We start from the raw sequence: 16,460 nt of genomic DNA on the forward strand, positions 1-16,460 counted from the left end.
GGTAGTAAATAAAATGAAAAAAGATTTAGTATCCATTGTCACACCTGTGTACAATGCTGAACCATTTATTGAAAGAACGATTCGTTCAGTTATGAATCAGACTTATCAAGAATGGGAACACATACTAGTGGATGATTGTTCTCCAGATAATAGCGAAGAAGTAATTCGAGGATTGATGAAAGAAGATCCTCGAATTAAATATGTCAAATTATCTGAAAATCAAGGTGCTGCAGTAGCTCGTAATACAGGAATCGAACACGCAGACGGCCAATATATTGCGTTTATTGATAGTGATGACGTCTGGAAATCACATAAGTTAGAGAATCAACTGAACTTTATGAATAAAAATGAATATGGGTTTACCTATACAAACTTTGAACAAATTTCAGAAGGAGGCGAGATGCTGAATCCTTCAGTTCCTCTTCCTAAACGCTTGAATTACACAGCTTTGTTAAAGAATACAGCCATTGCCTGTTCAACTGTTGTTATTAATAGAGAAATAATTGGTGACTTTAGAATGCCACTGGTTCGCAAAGGACAGGATACAGCAACTTGGTTAAAAATATTGCGAAACCATCCATATGCTTATGGACTTGATGAGGTCTTAGGACAATATAGACAAGTTAAAGGGTCTATTTCCAGTGACCGTCTAGGGGCACTTAAGCGTACATGGAATACTTATTATCGAATAGAAAAATTACCCTTACCAAAAGCAATTTATTATTTTTGCTTTTATGTTTTTAATGCTATAAGAAGAAGAGTTTAAAAAAAGCCAAACTAGGCGATAAAGTCCATATAATTGTGTAAAAGATAAAAGGCCATGTAAACGCCCTTTTACGGTACAATGTTTTTAACCACAAAAACATACCCAGGAGGACTTTACACGACCCAAGTACATTTTACACTGAATAACGAAGAGATTCAAAGTATTATTGAACATTCGGTAAAAGATGATGTTTCTAAAAATATTTTAACCACCGTCTTCAACCGATTGATGGAAAATCAACGAACGGAATATATTCAAGCCGATGACTATGAACGTTCAGAAAGTCGTCAGAGTCAAAGAAACGGCTATTATGAGCGAGACTTTACGACTCGTGTGGGTACACTCGAATTAAAAGTTCCTAGAACACGTGATGGTGAATTTTCACCGACGGTGTTTGAGCGTTATCAGCGAAATGAAAAAGCACTACTCGCTTCCATGTTGGAGATGTATGTTTCAGGTGTTTCTACTCGTAAAGTCTCTAAAATCGTTGAAGAACTGTGCGGAAAATCTGTATCCAAATCTTTTGTTTCTAGTCTTACTGAACAGTTAGACCCAATGGTCAACGAATGGCAGAACCGTTCGCTTTCAGAGACAAACGATCCTTTCCTGATGACTGATGTTCTCTATATAAAGATTAGAGAAGATAATCGAGTGCTTTCTAAGAGCTGCCACATTGCGATTGGAATAACCAAAGATGGTGACCGTGAAATCATTGGCTTCATGATTCAAAATGAAGAAAGTGAGGACACATGGTCAAGCTTCTTTGAGTACTTAAAAGAACGAGGTTTACAAGGAACGGAGCTCATCATTTCTGATGCTCATAAAGGGTTAGTGTCCGCTATTCGAAAATCATTTACCAATGCAAGTTGGCAGAGATGTCAGGTTCATTTTCTAAGAAACATCTTCCGTTCTATCCCAAAAAAGAACTCAAAAGTGTTTAGAGAAGCGGTAAAAACAATCTTTAAGTTTACGGATATTGAACTCGCTCGGACAGCTAAGGATGCCTTAGTCGCCGAATATATTGACCAAGTTAAATATAGAAAAGCCTGTGAAACATTGGATAATGGCTTCGAAGATGCCTTTCAATACACGGTTATCGGGCATGGCCATAACCGCCTAAAAAGTACGAACCTTCTTGAAAGACTGAACCAGGAAGTACGCAGAAGAGAAAAGATTATTCGGATCTTTCCGAACCGCGCTTCAGCTAATCGATTAATTGGAGCAGTTCTTATGGACCTCCATAACGAATGGCTCAGTTCTACAAGAAGATACATTAAATTTGAACAGTAAGAAACAGTTGAAACATTGTATAGTATTTTACACAGGATTATGGACTTGACTAACTAGAGAGGCTAAATAGTATCTTTATATTAATTTAATATAAAAGTTCATGATAACATGTTAAAATGCTATTATTGAAATTTTATATTTTTTTAGAAAAACGAGGTGGAAATGAATTGTCTTCCAATGATTTTCGAACTGGAATGTTATTTAGTGCAATGGGAAAATACTCCAATGTAATTATCCAACTTGGAGTTAATGCGGTTTTATCACGCTTGCTAACTCCGGCTGATTACGGTGTCGTTTCGATTGTACAAATATTTATTGAATTTTTTAATTTACTTGCAGATATGGGATTTGGTCCGGCAATCATCCAAAATAAAAAATTAACCGATCATGATGTCCAAGTGATATTTCGTTTCTCAATTGGTTTTGCTTCGCTTTTAGCAGTTATTTTTATGTTCTTGGGATTTCCGGTAAGTATTTTTTATGATAATACAGTCTATATACCGATATTTGTCATATTAGGCTTGTCAGTATTCTTTTTTGCTTTGTTAGTAGTGCCAAAAGCAGTCATTCAAAAGAGAAAAGACTTTAAAGCAGTAAATACAATTTTAATTTTTACTGGAATTATTAAAGGAATAATCTCAATTATCTTAGCGTTTTTTGGTTTTAAATACTATGCGATTATTATCGGTAGTTTAGTTCAGGCAATAATGAATTTTCTGTTTTACTATAGTAAAACAAAAATATCGCCTAAAGTGGCTTTTTCTTATGAGCCAATTAAAAAAATATGGGCATTTTCTCGTAATCAATTTGGCTTTAACTTTATTAATTACTTTTCAAGAAATTTTGACAGTATTTTGATTGGACGGGTGTTCACAGAAGGAGCTTTAGGATATTATAATAAATCCTATCAATTATCTCTTTATCCGAACACTATTTTAGCGGGTGTCATCACTCCTGTTATTCAACCGATTATGTCTGAATATGAGAACCGAAAAGATGTTATAAAAGACACTTATCTAAAAATAACACGTATTCTCGCAAATCTTGGGGTACCGATTTCTGTTTTTTGTTACTTTGCTGGTCGAGAAATTATCTTGTTCATTTTTGGTGGCCAATGGGAGAATAGTGTGCTTTCGTTCCAAATTTTAGCAGTATCTATTTGGGTTCAAATGATTGCAAGTAGTTCAGGTGCATTTTATCAGTCTACTAATCGTACAGACTTGCTATTGTTCTCCGGGATCCAGTCAATGATTTTAAATGTTGCTTCTATTGCATTGGGTGTTTACTTAGGTAGTATCGAAACAGTTGCAGCAATGGTCGTTGTTTCATTTTCTATTAACTTTTTAGTGAACAATTACTTGCTGATGTATAAAATTTTTGATTCTGGTTTTTTTGAACTTCTAAAGGAATTGGTAAAGCCCCTTATTATTGGTTTATTACAAGTGGTCGCTTTTCTAGTTCTGCCAGAACTGCCATTTTCTATCTTTATTAATTTAATGATTAAGGGAATTATTTTTGTTATTACTTTTTTTATTGGATTGTTATTCACCGGACAATGGAAGGAAATGTTAAGAGTAATCAAAAAATAGAAAAATGCTGCTCTCGTCTTTCAATAGGTGAGAGTTTTTTTATCTGTAAACATTTCATTTTATATAGATGTAAGGCTTTTTTTTATGGTACACTAGTTCTGTTATTATTATAAATTGGAGGTATGCGAAGACAATGAGGGGAAGAAAACTAGCTACTTTGTTAACTAGTGTGTTGCTAGGCTTTCAAGCTGTTATGCCGGTTCCTGCTGCACTTGCATCAGAGGTAAATTCGGCAATTAGTGAAGAAGAAGATAAGATTGATTTATCTTATTTGGCCATAGATTACGACGGAAAAGAACAACTTGTGTCAATTGATGATGAAACTGAATTGCATTTATTAGGTTGGAAAGATGAAGAAAAAAATATTGTCTTGGTAGAAGTAATCAGGAATCATGAGGATTCTAAAGAATCGATTTCTTTAGAAGTAATGATTGCTGAGGATGAAGTAATAGAATTAGAGACAGAGTTTGAAGAAATTAGTCGTGTTAAAATTAAGGATTCCGATACATTTGTTACTGAAACGATTTCTCCACTGATAACGTTAGAAACAACGATTCCAGTTGAAAAGAATGAAAATGGAACAGTAAAAGAGCAAATTGTGATTGTTGATGAAGAAGGGACTATTTTACAAAGAAAGCTTCCTTATCAATATGGTCTAGTAAAAAATGAAGAAAAAACAGCTATATCTGAAGAAGAATATAATCAGCTGAATCAAGACGTTCCTGACATTGAAGAACCGATTGATGAAGAAGTAGAAGAAGATATACAGGAAGATGTGGAAGAAGACCTGGAAGAGACTGAAATTGAAGAAGAGACACCAGAGGAAGAAACAAGTTCAGATGTTGAAGAAGTAGAAGAAGTAGAAGAGACAAATGAACCTCAAATCAGTACGTTTTCTGCAACTACAGCTAAAAGTACTTCCTTAATTGAGTACTCTACTCATATTCAAAGTGCAGGATGGTCTGCAACAGTAGGAGATGGAAAAACATCTGGTACACAAGGCAAGGAAAAACGTTTAGAAGCAATCAAAATCAAAACGAATATTGCAAATCTTGGAGTAAGTTATTCAACTCACGTTGAGAAAATAGGCTGGCTTCCTCAAGTATCCAACAATGCATTGAGTGGAACAGAAGGCCAAGCAAAACGTCTTGAAGCGATTAAAATTAATTTAACAGGTACTGAAGCTAAGAACTATGATATTTATTATCGTGTACATGCGGAATCATACGGATGGTTAGGTTGGACAAAGAATGGAGAACCAGCTGGAACAGAGGGATTATCGAAACGATTAGAAGCAATTGAAATAAAAATTGTGCCTAAAGGACAACAAGCTCCTGGAAGTATTAATAACTCATTTATTAAAGACACTCGAATCACGTCTCCTGTTATTACATATAGTACATATGTAGAAGGACAGAAGTGGCAAAAAGAAGTTTCAGATGGTGAGTTAAGTGGGACAAGCGGAATTGCTAAGAGAATAGAAGCAATTCAAGTTAAAATACAGAACTTGCCTGGGGTGGATGTACGTTATTCTACACATATGCAGACTCGTGGGTGGATGGGCTGGACAAACAGTACAACCATTAACGGCCTGCCAGGTAGCAATAAACGTCTAGAAGCAATCAAATTGGAACTGACTGGCTCGAACGCAGGCAATTACGACATTTATTATCGTGTACATGTACAGAACCTGGGGTGGTTAGGCTGGGCAAAAAATGGTGCTCCTGCTGGATCCGAAGAATATGGGTATCGAGCAGAAGCAATTGAAGTGAAAGTAGTTCCAAAAGGAAGTACCTTTAACCAAGGCGGAGCGGCTTACCAGGTAAAGGATATGACATCGGTTGTTTATTCTTCTCATGTGCAAACTCTTGGCTGGCTTGTCACATCTAAAGATGGAAAAGCGAATGGCACGGTAGATCGTGCTTTACGAATGGAAGCAATCAAAATTTCTTTAAATTATGATCAATATTCAGGTGGGATTACTTACCGCACTCATGTTGAAAGTCATGGTTGGATGAATTCAGTATCTAATGGGCAAATAAGTGGTACTGAAGGCCAGGCAAAACAAATTGAAGCGATTGAAATTAATCTAACGGGTGAAATTGCTAAACACTATGATGTTTACTATCGCGTTCATTCTCAAAACTACGGCTGGTTAGGTTGGGCAAAAAATGGTATGTCAGCTGGGACAGAGGGAATGAAAAAGCGTGTTGAGAACATTGAAATCAAGTTGGTTGAAAAAGGATTAACCGGCCCTGCAGTAGATGCAAACAAAGCATTTAAGAAATATGCACCGAAGGTTGTCTTTATTGATGTTGGCCATGGCGGCTCAGATAGTGGAGCAAACTATTACGGTGTGAAAGAAAAAGACTTGAATATGCAAATTGCGAAGCGAGTTGAAAAACATTTGAAAGCCGCAGGATTTAAAGTAATCTTGTCTCGTACTTCAGATGTCTATATTGATCACTCAACTGAACGTTCAAGAATGGCAAATGCATCGGGAGCTGATATTTTTATTAGTCTACATAATAATGCTATGCCAAATAATGCAAATGTGAACGGGATTGAAACGTTCTGGTATCAATATGATCCGGAGTATCAACCAGTTATCAATAAAAATATGCATAATGATCCGACTCGGTTAAAAGAAAGTCAAAAATTAGCTGAAGCGGTCCAGAGTGCTTTGATTTCTTCTACAGGAGCTTTTAATCGTGGAGTTCAGAGAGAAACATTCGCTGTGCTACGAGAAACAAGTATTCCTGCAATTTTAGTAGAATTTGGTTTCATGAGTAATCTAACAGAATTGAATAAGCTACAAACTAGCAGTTATCAAGAAACTTTAGCAAAAGCACTGACAAATGGTGTCGTTAAATATTTTAACTAAATAATCCTTCCTCATATTGTTACGGAAATTCGTCCAATATGAGGATTTTTTTATTACAATTGCATTACATAAGTTTAAATAAAAACATTTTGTCTTATAATCTATATGTATCAAAATTAGGGAGGCAATTAAATACAGATGAAGAATAAAAAGTTATTAATGTCATTGGGCGTTGTATTAACTACTAGTAATATATTATTCAGTTCCATTAGTCCAGTTCTTGCTATTGAGAATAGCGGAATAGAAAGTAGTGAAGCTACAGAAACTATTGAAGAAATAGAAGAGCCAGCTGAAGTTACTGATGAAGAAGTAGTAGAAGAGGAAGAGACTGAAGAGGTCGAATCACAACCGGAAGAAGCTGAGGAAGTAATTGAGGAAGAAATACCGCTAGAGGAGCCATTGGAACCTGCTGAATCGGAAGAAATGATCGAAGAAGAAACGATTGAACCGGAGATCGTTACAGAAGAAGCTGTTGAAATAGAAGTAGAAGAACCGAAAGAGACCGAAGAAGAAACAGAAATGATAGATGATTTACCTAATTATCCAGAATACAATCAAGAGGAAATTTATCAATTAGCGATGGAAATCATGGAACAAGATCTTCAATCAAAGAATAATATTTCTAAGATGAGAGCTTTTTCATCAGGAATTCCACATGTCGATAGTTTTTTAGAAAAAATAGTTCCCTATGCAATTGAAAATAGTATTACCTCAGGAATCCTGCCATCCATCACAATCGCTCAAGGAGCCTTGGAGTCAGCTTGGGGATTAAGTGGTTTAGCAGTAAATGCGAATAATTTATTTGGAATAAAAGCTTCTGATGATTGGAAAGGTCAAGTGTATAATGTTATCACAAAAGAATATATAAACGGAAAATGGATTGAGATAGTAGCTCCATTTAGAAAGTATAATAATTGGCTAGGAAGTATAAATGACCATGGAGACTTCTTTACTAGTACAGCATGGCGAAAAGAAAATTATAAACATGTGGTTGGGGAGAAAGACTATCAAAAGGCTGCAAAAGCTTTACAAGCTGCTGGATATGCAACTGATCCTGATTATCCTGCTAAGTTAATTTCGATTATTCAAAGCTATGGTTTAGACAAATATGACCGTGTACCGATTTTGAATGTTAGCTATCATATGGAGAATTTCGGTTGGATTAATAAAGTAGGAGCGGATTTATCTTTAGGGCATGTAGGAGATAATCTTCGTCTTGAGGATCTAAACCTATCTTTCCCTAATGATCCAAACTTAAGTATTAATTTTTCCGCACATATTCAACAAAGTGGATGGATTAATAATATTAAAGAGAATAAATCAGTTGGAAATGTAGGAAAAAGCTTAAGAATGGAAGCTCTTAAGATTAACCTAACAGGTAATAATGCCAAAAATTATGATATTTTTTATCGTACTTATTCTGAATCAATTGGCTGGTCTGCATGGGCAAAGAATGGCGAAGCAGCTGGGACAGAAGGCTATGCAAAAAAAATTCAGTCTCTAGAAATAAAACTTGCTTGGAAAGGCGACAATCCAGTAAATACTTCGGGTACTGCTTTCAGGAATTTTACAGAACCACAAATAAGTTATTCAAGCCAGCTACAGTATGATGGTTGGACATCGTTTGTATTTGATGGTGCTTTATCTGGTACCGTCGGTAAAAGCCGCAGAATGGAATCAGTTAAAATTAATCTTCCATCTCAACCTTTTTCTGGAGGTATTGAGTATCAGTCTCATGTAGAAAAATATGGCTGGATGTCAAAAGTTTCCAACGGCCAAATAAGTGGAACAGTTGGTGAAGCTAAAAGACTAGAAGCAATTAAAGTGAATTTAACTGGAGAAATGGCAAAACAATACGATATTTATTATCGAACACATGTACAAAATTTTGGATGGACTGGTTGGGCAAAAAATGGCACTCCTTCTGGATCAGAAGGAGTGGCTAAAAGATTAGAAGCCATTCAAATCAAGCTAGTTAAAAAAGGGAAAACAGCACCTGGTTCTACTAGCAATGCATTTTATAAATGATTTATTAAAAACCTTCTCTGGAAATTAAAATGGACCCTATAGAATGGACACTAAAAAAAGTGCCCTTCTATAGGGTTCGTTTTTGTATACTTATGATAGAGGAAAATACGTTGACGTTTGAATTGAAGTAGTATTGCTTCATTCATTAAACCACAATTCATATTAACTGCACTACGTGCAGAAAGGAGCCGCTAAATGTCAAAGTTAATCTTTACATCGGAACAAATTCGAGTTTTGAGAAGAAATCCGTACGTTAAAAATGTATCAGAGAAAAGCATTACTTATTCCGATGAATTCAAACGCCATTTTGTTTCAGAATCATTGGATTCAAAAACGGCTAAACAAATATTTATTGAAGCAGGATTTGATCCAGAAATGCTTGGTGAAAGCCGGATAAAAGCATTCGCTAAGAAATGGCGAAAAAGATATCGTGATAATGGTGTTTTGGCATTGAAAGACACTCGACAAAACCGTTCAGGCAGACCGCGAAAGACTGAACGAACACCTGAACAACAAATTGAAAAGTTACAAGCTAAAATTTCATTATTAGAGCAGGAAAATGAATTGTTAAAAAAATCAGAATGGAGCGAAAGGAGGCTAGAAAACAGCGAAAAGACTAGTGAAACCTTCGCAAGAATCCATAGAATGAAAACAGATGGTTCATACACCGGAACGATTATGGATGCATGTGTGTTTTGCAATAGTTTTGTACACAAGATTGCAAAGAAAAGTACACAATTTTGCCACCCGATATTTCCGTTATTTTGATGTATTTGATAGCGCGTTTTTCAGCCGGTAACTCTCGCCAGTAAAACTTAAAATATGCGCATGATGAATCAAGCGATCCACCAGTGCAGCCGTTAACCGAGGGTCAACGAAAACACGGTTCCATTGGCTGAATTCCAGGTTCGATGTAATGATGATGCTTTTCGTTTCATACCAATCACTGATGAGCTGAAAGAGCAGCTCAGAGCCTTCCTTCGTGAACGGGACATAGCCCATCTCGTCGAGTATGACACATTTTACTTTATCAAACCGTCTCTTAAACTGCTCGAGGGTGTGATCCCGCCAGTGTTTTTCCAGTTCTATCACAAGGTCAGACACACGCAGGAACCTCGTTTCATAACCCAATTCACACGCCTTGCGTCCAAGACCAATCGCTAAATGAGTTTTTCCCGTTCCCGGAGAACCGACTAAAACGACATTCTCAGCCCTCTGAATAAAGGCACAGGATTCTAACTCGATACGCGTTTCTGCCGTTGGCAGCTTGATGTGCGGGTGCCATTCGTACCCCCCCAAGGACTTTCGCGAAGGGAATTTAGCACTTTTCTGAAACCGTTCTATTTTCGCTGCTTCCCGACAACTTATTTCATGTCGGAGTAAGTTGATTAAGAAGGTTTCTTTTGAATCATACTCAATCTCTCCCACCCGTCTTGCCACATGCGACAGGTGCAGTGACTTACATAATTCTTCCAACTCATTCCCCAATTAGTTTTCCCCCTTTGTCAGTTTATCGTAGGCAGACCATCTGACTTCATAAGGATCCACGCCTTCTGAGCGTTCCCCAACTAGTTCAAAAAAACGCTCATTAATGGTTGTCATATCGTTGTGTGGCAACAACTCTAGAAGCTCTGAAATCCGGTCGTAGCGCACACGCAAGTCCTCTGTGTTTAAGTAGTGCTGGATTCTACCAGGCAAGTATTTCCAGTATCGTGAATAAGGAACGGTATTTAGTTTCCGGCGCCAATCCCTCAGGATCATTTCCCAGGGGATTTTGCGAGATTTCCCCATGTAGGGACGATTCCCCTCGTCAATAATCTCACCATTTCCAGAAACGATTTGATACTTATCCCATGTCAGGCGTGCCGTGAGCAGAGAATGGTTCCTTGCCCGCGGAATATGGATTCTGGTCTTATCCAACACGATTTCGTTGTACTTGTTCGAAGTCACCGCTAACTCTCTCCTCACCGGATAATCATGATCAGGAAGCGCCCAAAGGGCAGCCCCTTCTTCTACCCACAACTCTTCAATCAGTGACGGTTTTTCATGGTGCTGGCGGTTCCGATCTTTCAGAAGTTGTGTATAAAGATCCTTGTTTAAAGATTCATAATCCGCCATGCGAGGAGCGGTTGGAAAGAAGTTATACCGTACGTAGCCGACTTTGTTTTCCACACTTCCTTTTTCATTCCCACTTCTCGGATTACAGACTTGTGTGTGGAAGCCGTAATGGTTGGCAAACTGCTGAAAGCCATCGGTCAATTGCGCTTGTTCGAACTTCGATTTGGTCTCCTTGACCGCCGTTGACATGTTATCAATGCGGATGTTTTTAGGGACGCCATCCGCTTGACTGAAGAGCTGTTTCATACCCTCAAGCAGGCATTCTTGATTTTCGGAGGGAAGGGCGACGGCAAATCCCGCATTACTATACGGAAACGACATAACCAACACCTTGACGTCTTTAAGTTCTCCTTTATGTTCCACTTCCATGGTACCAAAGTCTAGCTGCGCATCGGCAGGAGGGTGTTCCAACCGTTCACTTCCATCATCCACGCCGCCTTCTACATGGGTCACATGCCATTCTTGAACGAACATACAAACCGTGCGATAAGACCCAGTAAAACCAATTGCCTTTAATTCCTTAAGGAATTGCACTGTCGTCCGACGTTTTTTCTTCGTCAGCCTAGCATCCTCTGCCAGCCATGAACTAACAATGTCACCCCATTTGTCATCGTACATCATTCCTTTTTTTAAATGAATAACATCAAGCGGTAATGGGTCATCGTCCGCATATCTTTTAGCCGTTCGCCAATTGATTTTTAAATCTTTTCGGATCTTGTCTACCGAATATCCGTGATTATTTCTTAAGTTTTTGATAGTATTAATGTCAGTCATTGTCAGCATCCTCTCAACCTCCATGTTTAGCTTCGACACTAAAACATTAAAGGTTTATCGGGTGGCTGGCAATGATTTTTTACACTGCACAACTCTGCACTTTTACACTGCAAAGTTGTGTACTTTTATTCTGCCACAAACAGCATGTGAAACGCTGGAGGTTTCTCGCTCAGGTTATTACAATTATTTGAAGGGTTCAGCCCAGAGAAACGTACGAGAAGAGGAAGATCAGGCTTGGAGAGTCCCAATTGAAAACGCCTATAGCTACCGTGGTTACAAGAAAGGCTCTCGTAGTATTGTCATGTATTTCAAGAATATTCTAGGAATGACAGTCAATCGTAAAAAGGTCCAGCGCTTGATGAGGAAATTTCATATTTTCTGCCCCATTCGTAAAGCGAACCCCTATAAGAGAATGGCGAAAGCTACCAAAGAACACCACACTGTTGAGAATAAATTGGAGCGTCAATTTGTCCAAGGAATAGCTCATAAAGTTCTCTTAACTGATATCACTTATTTACCTGGAGCCAATGGGTTTATGGGTTATTTGTCGACCATTAAAGACGGCACGACGAAAGAGATACTCGCTCACTATGTATCTGATAACCTAAAACTAGCTATCTCATTAACTACCATTGATGTATTAATGAGCGCCCACGGCGCAACGTTACACAAGGATGCCTTTATCCATTCAGATCAGGGCGTGCACTATACGAGTCCTAAATTCCATAAGAAGTTGGCGGATAATGACTTAGGACAGTCCATGTCTAGAAGAGGTAATTGTTGGGACAACGCTCCTCAAGAGTCGTTCTTTGGTCATTTGAAAGATGAAATGGGGTATAAAAGTTGTGTCCATTTAGAAGAGTTACGAGCAATAGTAGATGATTACATAGACTACTATAATAATGAACGGGGACAATGGAACCTAAAAAAATTGCCTCCTGTTCATTACAGGGAGCAATTTTTATCGGGTGTTGCATAAGGTCTTTTTTTTAATGTCCTTGACACAGGGTCCATTTCAAATAGAGAGGGTTTCTTTTTAACCTTCATTGACTAATCGTAAATTTTCGGTAAAATAAATGTAAATCTCGTGCAGTAGAAAGGGTTTGAATCAGCTATTGAAAGCTAAAAGTAACAAGAAGAATTTCTTTAAGAATCTTATTTTTACTATTTTATGTGGTATGACTGTTTCTTTAGTATCAGTGTTTTTTTTACAATTTTTTCATTTTCAATTTGATTTTAACAAAGCAGTTGGATTTCTTGACTATCAAACAAAGTTAAGTCTCCTACAAGCAATAATCATGTTCATTTTATATATGTGGTTTTATTTTTTAACTGTTTCCAATGCATTTTCATCTGTTGTCCTATTATTTTTTACTGCGATTATTGGAATCGGTACACAACAAAAATCACTTTATAGAGGAGAACCTCTGTATCCTTCAGACATTTACTTCTTAAAGGACTTTACCTTTTTATTAGAGATGGTAGATGTTGGAATTGTTATCAGTGTTGTCGCTGTATTTATTGCTTTGATAGTAAGTCTTGTTTTATATTTCAAAAAAAGAAGGAAACCTCACTTAACGAAGAATTTAAAAATAACTCGTATTGTCAGTTTTGCTGTTACAACTTTATTACTATTTTATATTTATCAATTTAATCAACCAGGAAATAAAGTAAAAGCAATCTTTAACGACCATGTAGAATGGATTTCCTATAGTCAAGAGAGAAATTATAGCCAAAATGGAGTAGTTTCCGGCTTGATGTACAACTTAAAATCTCCTGCGGTAAACCGTCCAGATGGATACAGTAAAGAAAAAATCCAAGAATTATTTGAAAAATACAGCAATGAAGCAAATGCAATAAACAGTACACGAACCGATTCACTAAGTGATTACAATGTTGTATTTGTCATGAATGAAACTTTTTCAGACCCTTTAAGAATTGAAGGCATGAGCATTTCTGAAGATCCGATGCCTTTATACCGAGAGTTGATTAAAAGTAATGTATCTGGACAAGCACTCTCACAAGGATATGGTGGTGGTACTGCTAATATAGAATTTGAAGCGTTGACGGGTATTTCACTTGAACCCTTATCTTCAAATATAACGACGCCGTTCATTCAACTAAGCGGGCAGATGAAAGACTTACCTACAATTGTAGATACCATGAAAGAAAATAATCTTAACCTTACTGCCATTCATCCATATAATACAACTATGTATAAACGATTAGAGAACTATCAATCATTAGGCTTTGATAATTATCTATTTCAAGATGACATGAAGTATACAAATCGAATTGACGAAAATACATTTATATCAGATGAAGCTGCTTATAAAGAAGTTCTTGAAGTTATCAATTCGTCCGGGGAGAAGGATTTTGTTCATTTAGTTACGATGCAAAATCATAAACCTTTTGTACACAAATACGAAGAGGTAGAATTTACGGTTGAAGGCGCTCCTTACAACTTAGAAGTTGCGCATTATGCCAAAGGGATTCAATATAGTGACTATGCCTTAGATCAATTTTTGAGAGAAATAGATACACTTGATGAGAAAACAATCGTTGTTTTTTGGGGAGATCATTTACCGTCCTTTTATGGAAATGAACTTTTTGAACGGAATGGACATGTGACTATGCATGAAACACCTTTAATGTTCTATACAAACTTTTCAGAAGATACAAGAGATATTGGAACGATTAGTCCTATGTTTTTTATTGGTCATGTCTTGGAGCAAGCTAATGCACCTGTTAGTCCTTTTGTGGCTCTTTTACAGAAACTTGAAGTGGTTTTACCCGCTTTTGAAAAAGGCATCTATTTAGAAAGAGAAACGAAACTTCAATATGACCGTGAAAATTTGAAGCCCTCCACTCAGTTATTGCTAAATGAGTATGATATGATTTTATATGATATTACAACGGGCAAGAATTATAGTAGAGAACTAGGTTTTTACTAAAAGAGATTAAAAAGTCTAGCTTTGTCGCACTCGAACAAATAGTGACAAAGCAGGCTTTTTTAGCTCTATCATTTCTGGTGTTGGTGCCTCGGAAGGAATTTCTTTTGGAATGGCCGGGTTTGCTTGTAAGAAGCCCTGGAACCGCCTGAATCCAAGGTATTCAGGCTTTCAAGCCTCAAAGGGAGCGTAAGCGCTGAAGCGCGACTCTCCCTAATTCGCATTGAATTCTCTGCATGGCTACAAGCAACCCCTATTCCGTCAGAAATTTTAACATGGGCTTATACAATTCTAACAACACTAAAAAATAAAGAGCCGCTTTTTTTGTAGAAAAATATGTAGCTTATAAACTTGGAAAAGATTATAATTATATTAATTGTTCAAAGTGAAAAGTGAAAAGTGAAAAGTGAAAAGTGAAGATATGCTCCTGATTAAAAAACTGTCTATCGCTAGATAGCTTTTTAGTCAGGAGTTAATTACGCACATAATTAGAGTAGAATCGGAGGCAAAAAAATGTTTCTATTGTTAATAAGATTTTGCTTATTAATATTAGTGTTTTTTGGACTATTTCAATTAGTATCAAACAAAACAACTATAAAGAAAGCTTATATTCCATTTGTGGTAATGATGGGAATTGGAATGACAATGTTTATTGCTGGATTAGTTAATCTTATGCAAGAAATATCGATAGTCATTCTGTTCTATTCAGTCTATCAAGTCATACATACATTTATAATAAATAAAAATTACGAAATTTTAAAGAGTACGGAAATCTATTTTTTTATAGTTGTCAGTTTGATTTTTGTATTATTATTTCAGTCAAGTCCATAATCCTGTGTAAAATACTATACAATGTTTCAACTGTTTCTTACTGTTCAAATTTAATGTATCTTCTTGTAGAACTGAGCCATTCGTTATGGAGGTCCATAACGAATGGCTCCAATTAATCGATTAGCTGAAGCGCGGTTCGGAAAGATCCGAATAATCTTTTCTCTTCTGCGTACTTCCTGGTTCAGTCTTTCAAGAAGGTTCGTACTTTTTAGGCGGTTATGGCCATGCCCGATAACCGTGTATTGAAAGGCATCTTCGAAGCCATTATCCAATGTTTCACAGGCTTTTCTATATTTAACTTGGTCAATATATTCGGCGACTAAGGCATCCTTAGCTGTCCGAGCGAGTTCAATATCCGTAAACTTAAAGATTGTTTTTACCGCTTCTCTAAACACTTTTGAGTTCTTTTTTGGGATAGAACGGAAGATGTTTCTTAGAAAATGAACCTGACATCTCTGCCAACTTGCATTGGTAAATGATTTTCGAATAGCGGACACTAACCCTTTATGAGCATCAGAAATGATGAGCTCCGTTCCTTGTAAACCTCGTTCTTTTAAGTACTCAAAGAAGCTTGACCATGTGTCCTCACTTTCTTCATTTTGAATCATGAAGCCAATGATTTCACGGTCACCATCTTTGGTTATTCCAATCGCAATGTGGCAGCTCTTAGAAAGCACTCGATTATCTTCTCTAATCTTTATATAGAGAACATCAGTCATCAGGAAAGGATCGTTTGTCTCTGAAAGCGAACGGTTCTGCCATTCGTTGACCATTGGGTCTAACTGTTCAGTAAGACTAGAAACAAAAGATTTGGATACAGATTTTCCGCACAGTTCTTCAACGATTTTAGAGACTTTACGAGTAGAAACACCTGAAACATACATCTCCAACATGGAAGCGAGTAGTGCTTTTTCATTTCGCTGATAACGCTCAAACACCGTCGGTGAAAATTCACCATCACGTGTTCTAGGAACTTTTAATTCGAGTGTACCCACACGAGTCGTAAAGTCTCGCTCATAATAGCCGTTTCTTTGACTCTGACGACTTTCTGAACGTTCATAGTCATCGGCTTGAATATATTCCGTTCGTTGATTTTCCATCAATCGGTTGAAGACGGTGGTTAAAATATTTTTAGAAACATCATCTTTTACCGAATGTTCAATAATACTTTGAATCTCTTCGTTATTCAGTGTAAAATGTACTTGGGTCATGTAAAGTCCTCCTGGGTA

The 16,460-nt window shown here is 37.0% G+C and carries 10 protein-coding genes and 1 pseudogene; 8 read left to right on the forward strand and 3 right to left on the reverse strand.

What is annotated here, in order from left to right; all coding sequences use genetic code 11:
- Positions 1-13 precede the first annotated feature (13 nt).
- The 6 genes from EJN90_RS09970 (at position 14) to EJN90_RS09995 (ending at position 9,325) form a co-directional block, all read left to right on the forward strand.
- Positions 14-766, forward strand: coding sequence for a glycosyltransferase family 2 protein (locus tag EJN90_RS09970; RefSeq protein WP_126110833.1), 753 nt, complete (start codon positions 14-16; stop codon positions 764-766).
- A 78-nt stretch (positions 767-844) separates the two neighbouring features.
- A complete protein-coding gene (locus EJN90_RS09975) occupies positions 845-2,056 on the forward strand; it encodes an IS256 family transposase (protein ID WP_126110819.1) in 1,212 nt (403 codons plus the stop codon).
- A gap of 167 nt (positions 2,057-2,223) precedes the next feature.
- Entirely contained in the window at positions 2,224-3,645 is a 1,422-nt protein-coding gene (locus EJN90_RS09980) for a lipopolysaccharide biosynthesis protein (protein ID WP_227872497.1), read from the forward strand.
- A gap of 133 nt (positions 3,646-3,778) precedes the next feature.
- Positions 3,779-6,529 carry an N-acetylmuramoyl-L-alanine amidase gene (locus tag EJN90_RS09985; RefSeq protein ID WP_126110837.1) on the forward strand — a complete coding sequence of 917 codons (2,751 nt, stop codon included), beginning with the start codon at positions 3,779-3,781 and terminating at the stop codon, positions 6,527-6,529.
- A 138-nt stretch (positions 6,530-6,667) separates the two neighbouring features.
- Positions 6,668-8,557 carry a glucosaminidase domain-containing protein gene (locus EJN90_RS09990; RefSeq protein ID WP_126110839.1) on the forward strand — a complete coding sequence of 630 codons (1,890 nt, stop codon included), beginning with the start codon at positions 6,668-6,670 and terminating at the stop codon, positions 8,555-8,557.
- A gap of 195 nt (positions 8,558-8,752) precedes the next feature.
- On the forward strand, positions 8,753-9,325 hold the full coding sequence (locus EJN90_RS09995) for an HTH domain-containing protein (RefSeq protein ID WP_126110841.1): 573 nt from the start codon (positions 8,753-8,755) through the stop codon (positions 9,323-9,325).
- Here the strand turns inward: EJN90_RS09995 and istB are convergent.
- Together istB and istA are read right to left on the reverse strand one after the other, a co-directional pair.
- Complete coding sequence (gene istB, locus EJN90_RS10000) at positions 9,317-10,045, reverse strand: IS21-like element helper ATPase IstB (protein WP_126110842.1); 729 nt, start codon at positions 10,043-10,045, stop codon at positions 9,317-9,319. The two genes, EJN90_RS09995 and istB, sit on opposite strands and share 9 nt — an antisense overlap.
- Entirely contained in the window at positions 10,046-11,449 is a 1,404-nt protein-coding gene (istA, locus tag EJN90_RS10005) for an IS21 family transposase (RefSeq protein WP_227872498.1), read from the reverse strand.
- Positions 11,450-11,471: 22 nt separating this feature from the next.
- Here istA and EJN90_RS10010 point away from each other — a divergent pair, with 22 nt between their 5' ends.
- Together EJN90_RS10010 and EJN90_RS10015 are read left to right on the forward strand one after the other, a co-directional pair.
- A complete protein-coding gene (locus EJN90_RS10010; protein ID WP_227872623.1) occupies positions 11,472-12,428 on the forward strand; it encodes an IS3 family transposase in 957 nt (318 codons plus the stop codon).
- A gap of 199 nt (positions 12,429-12,627) precedes the next feature.
- Complete coding sequence (locus tag EJN90_RS10015; RefSeq protein WP_126110848.1) at positions 12,628-14,403, forward strand: LTA synthase family protein; 1,776 nt, start codon at positions 12,628-12,630, stop codon at positions 14,401-14,403.
- An 865-nt stretch (positions 14,404-15,268) separates the two neighbouring features.
- On the opposite strand, the pseudogene EJN90_RS10020 reads toward EJN90_RS10015, so the two are convergent.
- Positions 15,269-16,442 (reverse strand): annotated as a pseudogene (locus EJN90_RS10020) (IS256 family transposase).
- Between the last annotated feature and the right edge of the window lie 18 nt (positions 16,443-16,460).

This window comes from Jeotgalibaca ciconiae, assembly GCF_003955755.1.
Taxonomy (GTDB): Bacteria; Bacillota; Bacilli; order Lactobacillales; family Aerococcaceae; genus Jeotgalibaca; species Jeotgalibaca ciconiae.

Bases quoted from the DNA above. Each gene is read 5' to 3' on its own strand.
- EJN90_RS09970 (WP_126110833.1), top strand. From the start codon at position 14: ATGAAAAAAGATTTAGTATCCATTGTCACACCTGTGTACAATGCTGAA.
- EJN90_RS09975 (WP_126110819.1), top strand. From the start codon at position 845: ATGTTTTTAACCACAAAAACATACCCAGGAGGACTTTACACGACCCAA.
- EJN90_RS09985 (WP_126110837.1), top strand. From the start codon at position 3,779: ATGAGGGGAAGAAAACTAGCTACTTTGTTAACTAGTGTGTTGCTAGGC.
- EJN90_RS09990 (WP_126110839.1), top strand. From the start codon at position 6,668: ATGAAGAATAAAAAGTTATTAATGTCATTGGGCGTTGTATTAACTACT.
- EJN90_RS09995 (WP_126110841.1), top strand. From the start codon at position 8,753: ATGTCAAAGTTAATCTTTACATCGGAACAAATTCGAGTTTTGAGAAGA.
- istA (WP_227872498.1), bottom strand. From the start codon at position 11,449: ATGACTGACATTAATACTATCAAAAACTTAAGAAATAATCACGGATAT.
- EJN90_RS10010 (WP_227872623.1), top strand. From the start codon at position 11,472: ATGTTTAGCTTCGACACTAAAACATTAAAGGTTTATCGGGTGGCTGGC.
- EJN90_RS10015 (WP_126110848.1), top strand. From the start codon at position 12,628: ATGACTGTTTCTTTAGTATCAGTGTTTTTTTTACAATTTTTTCATTTT.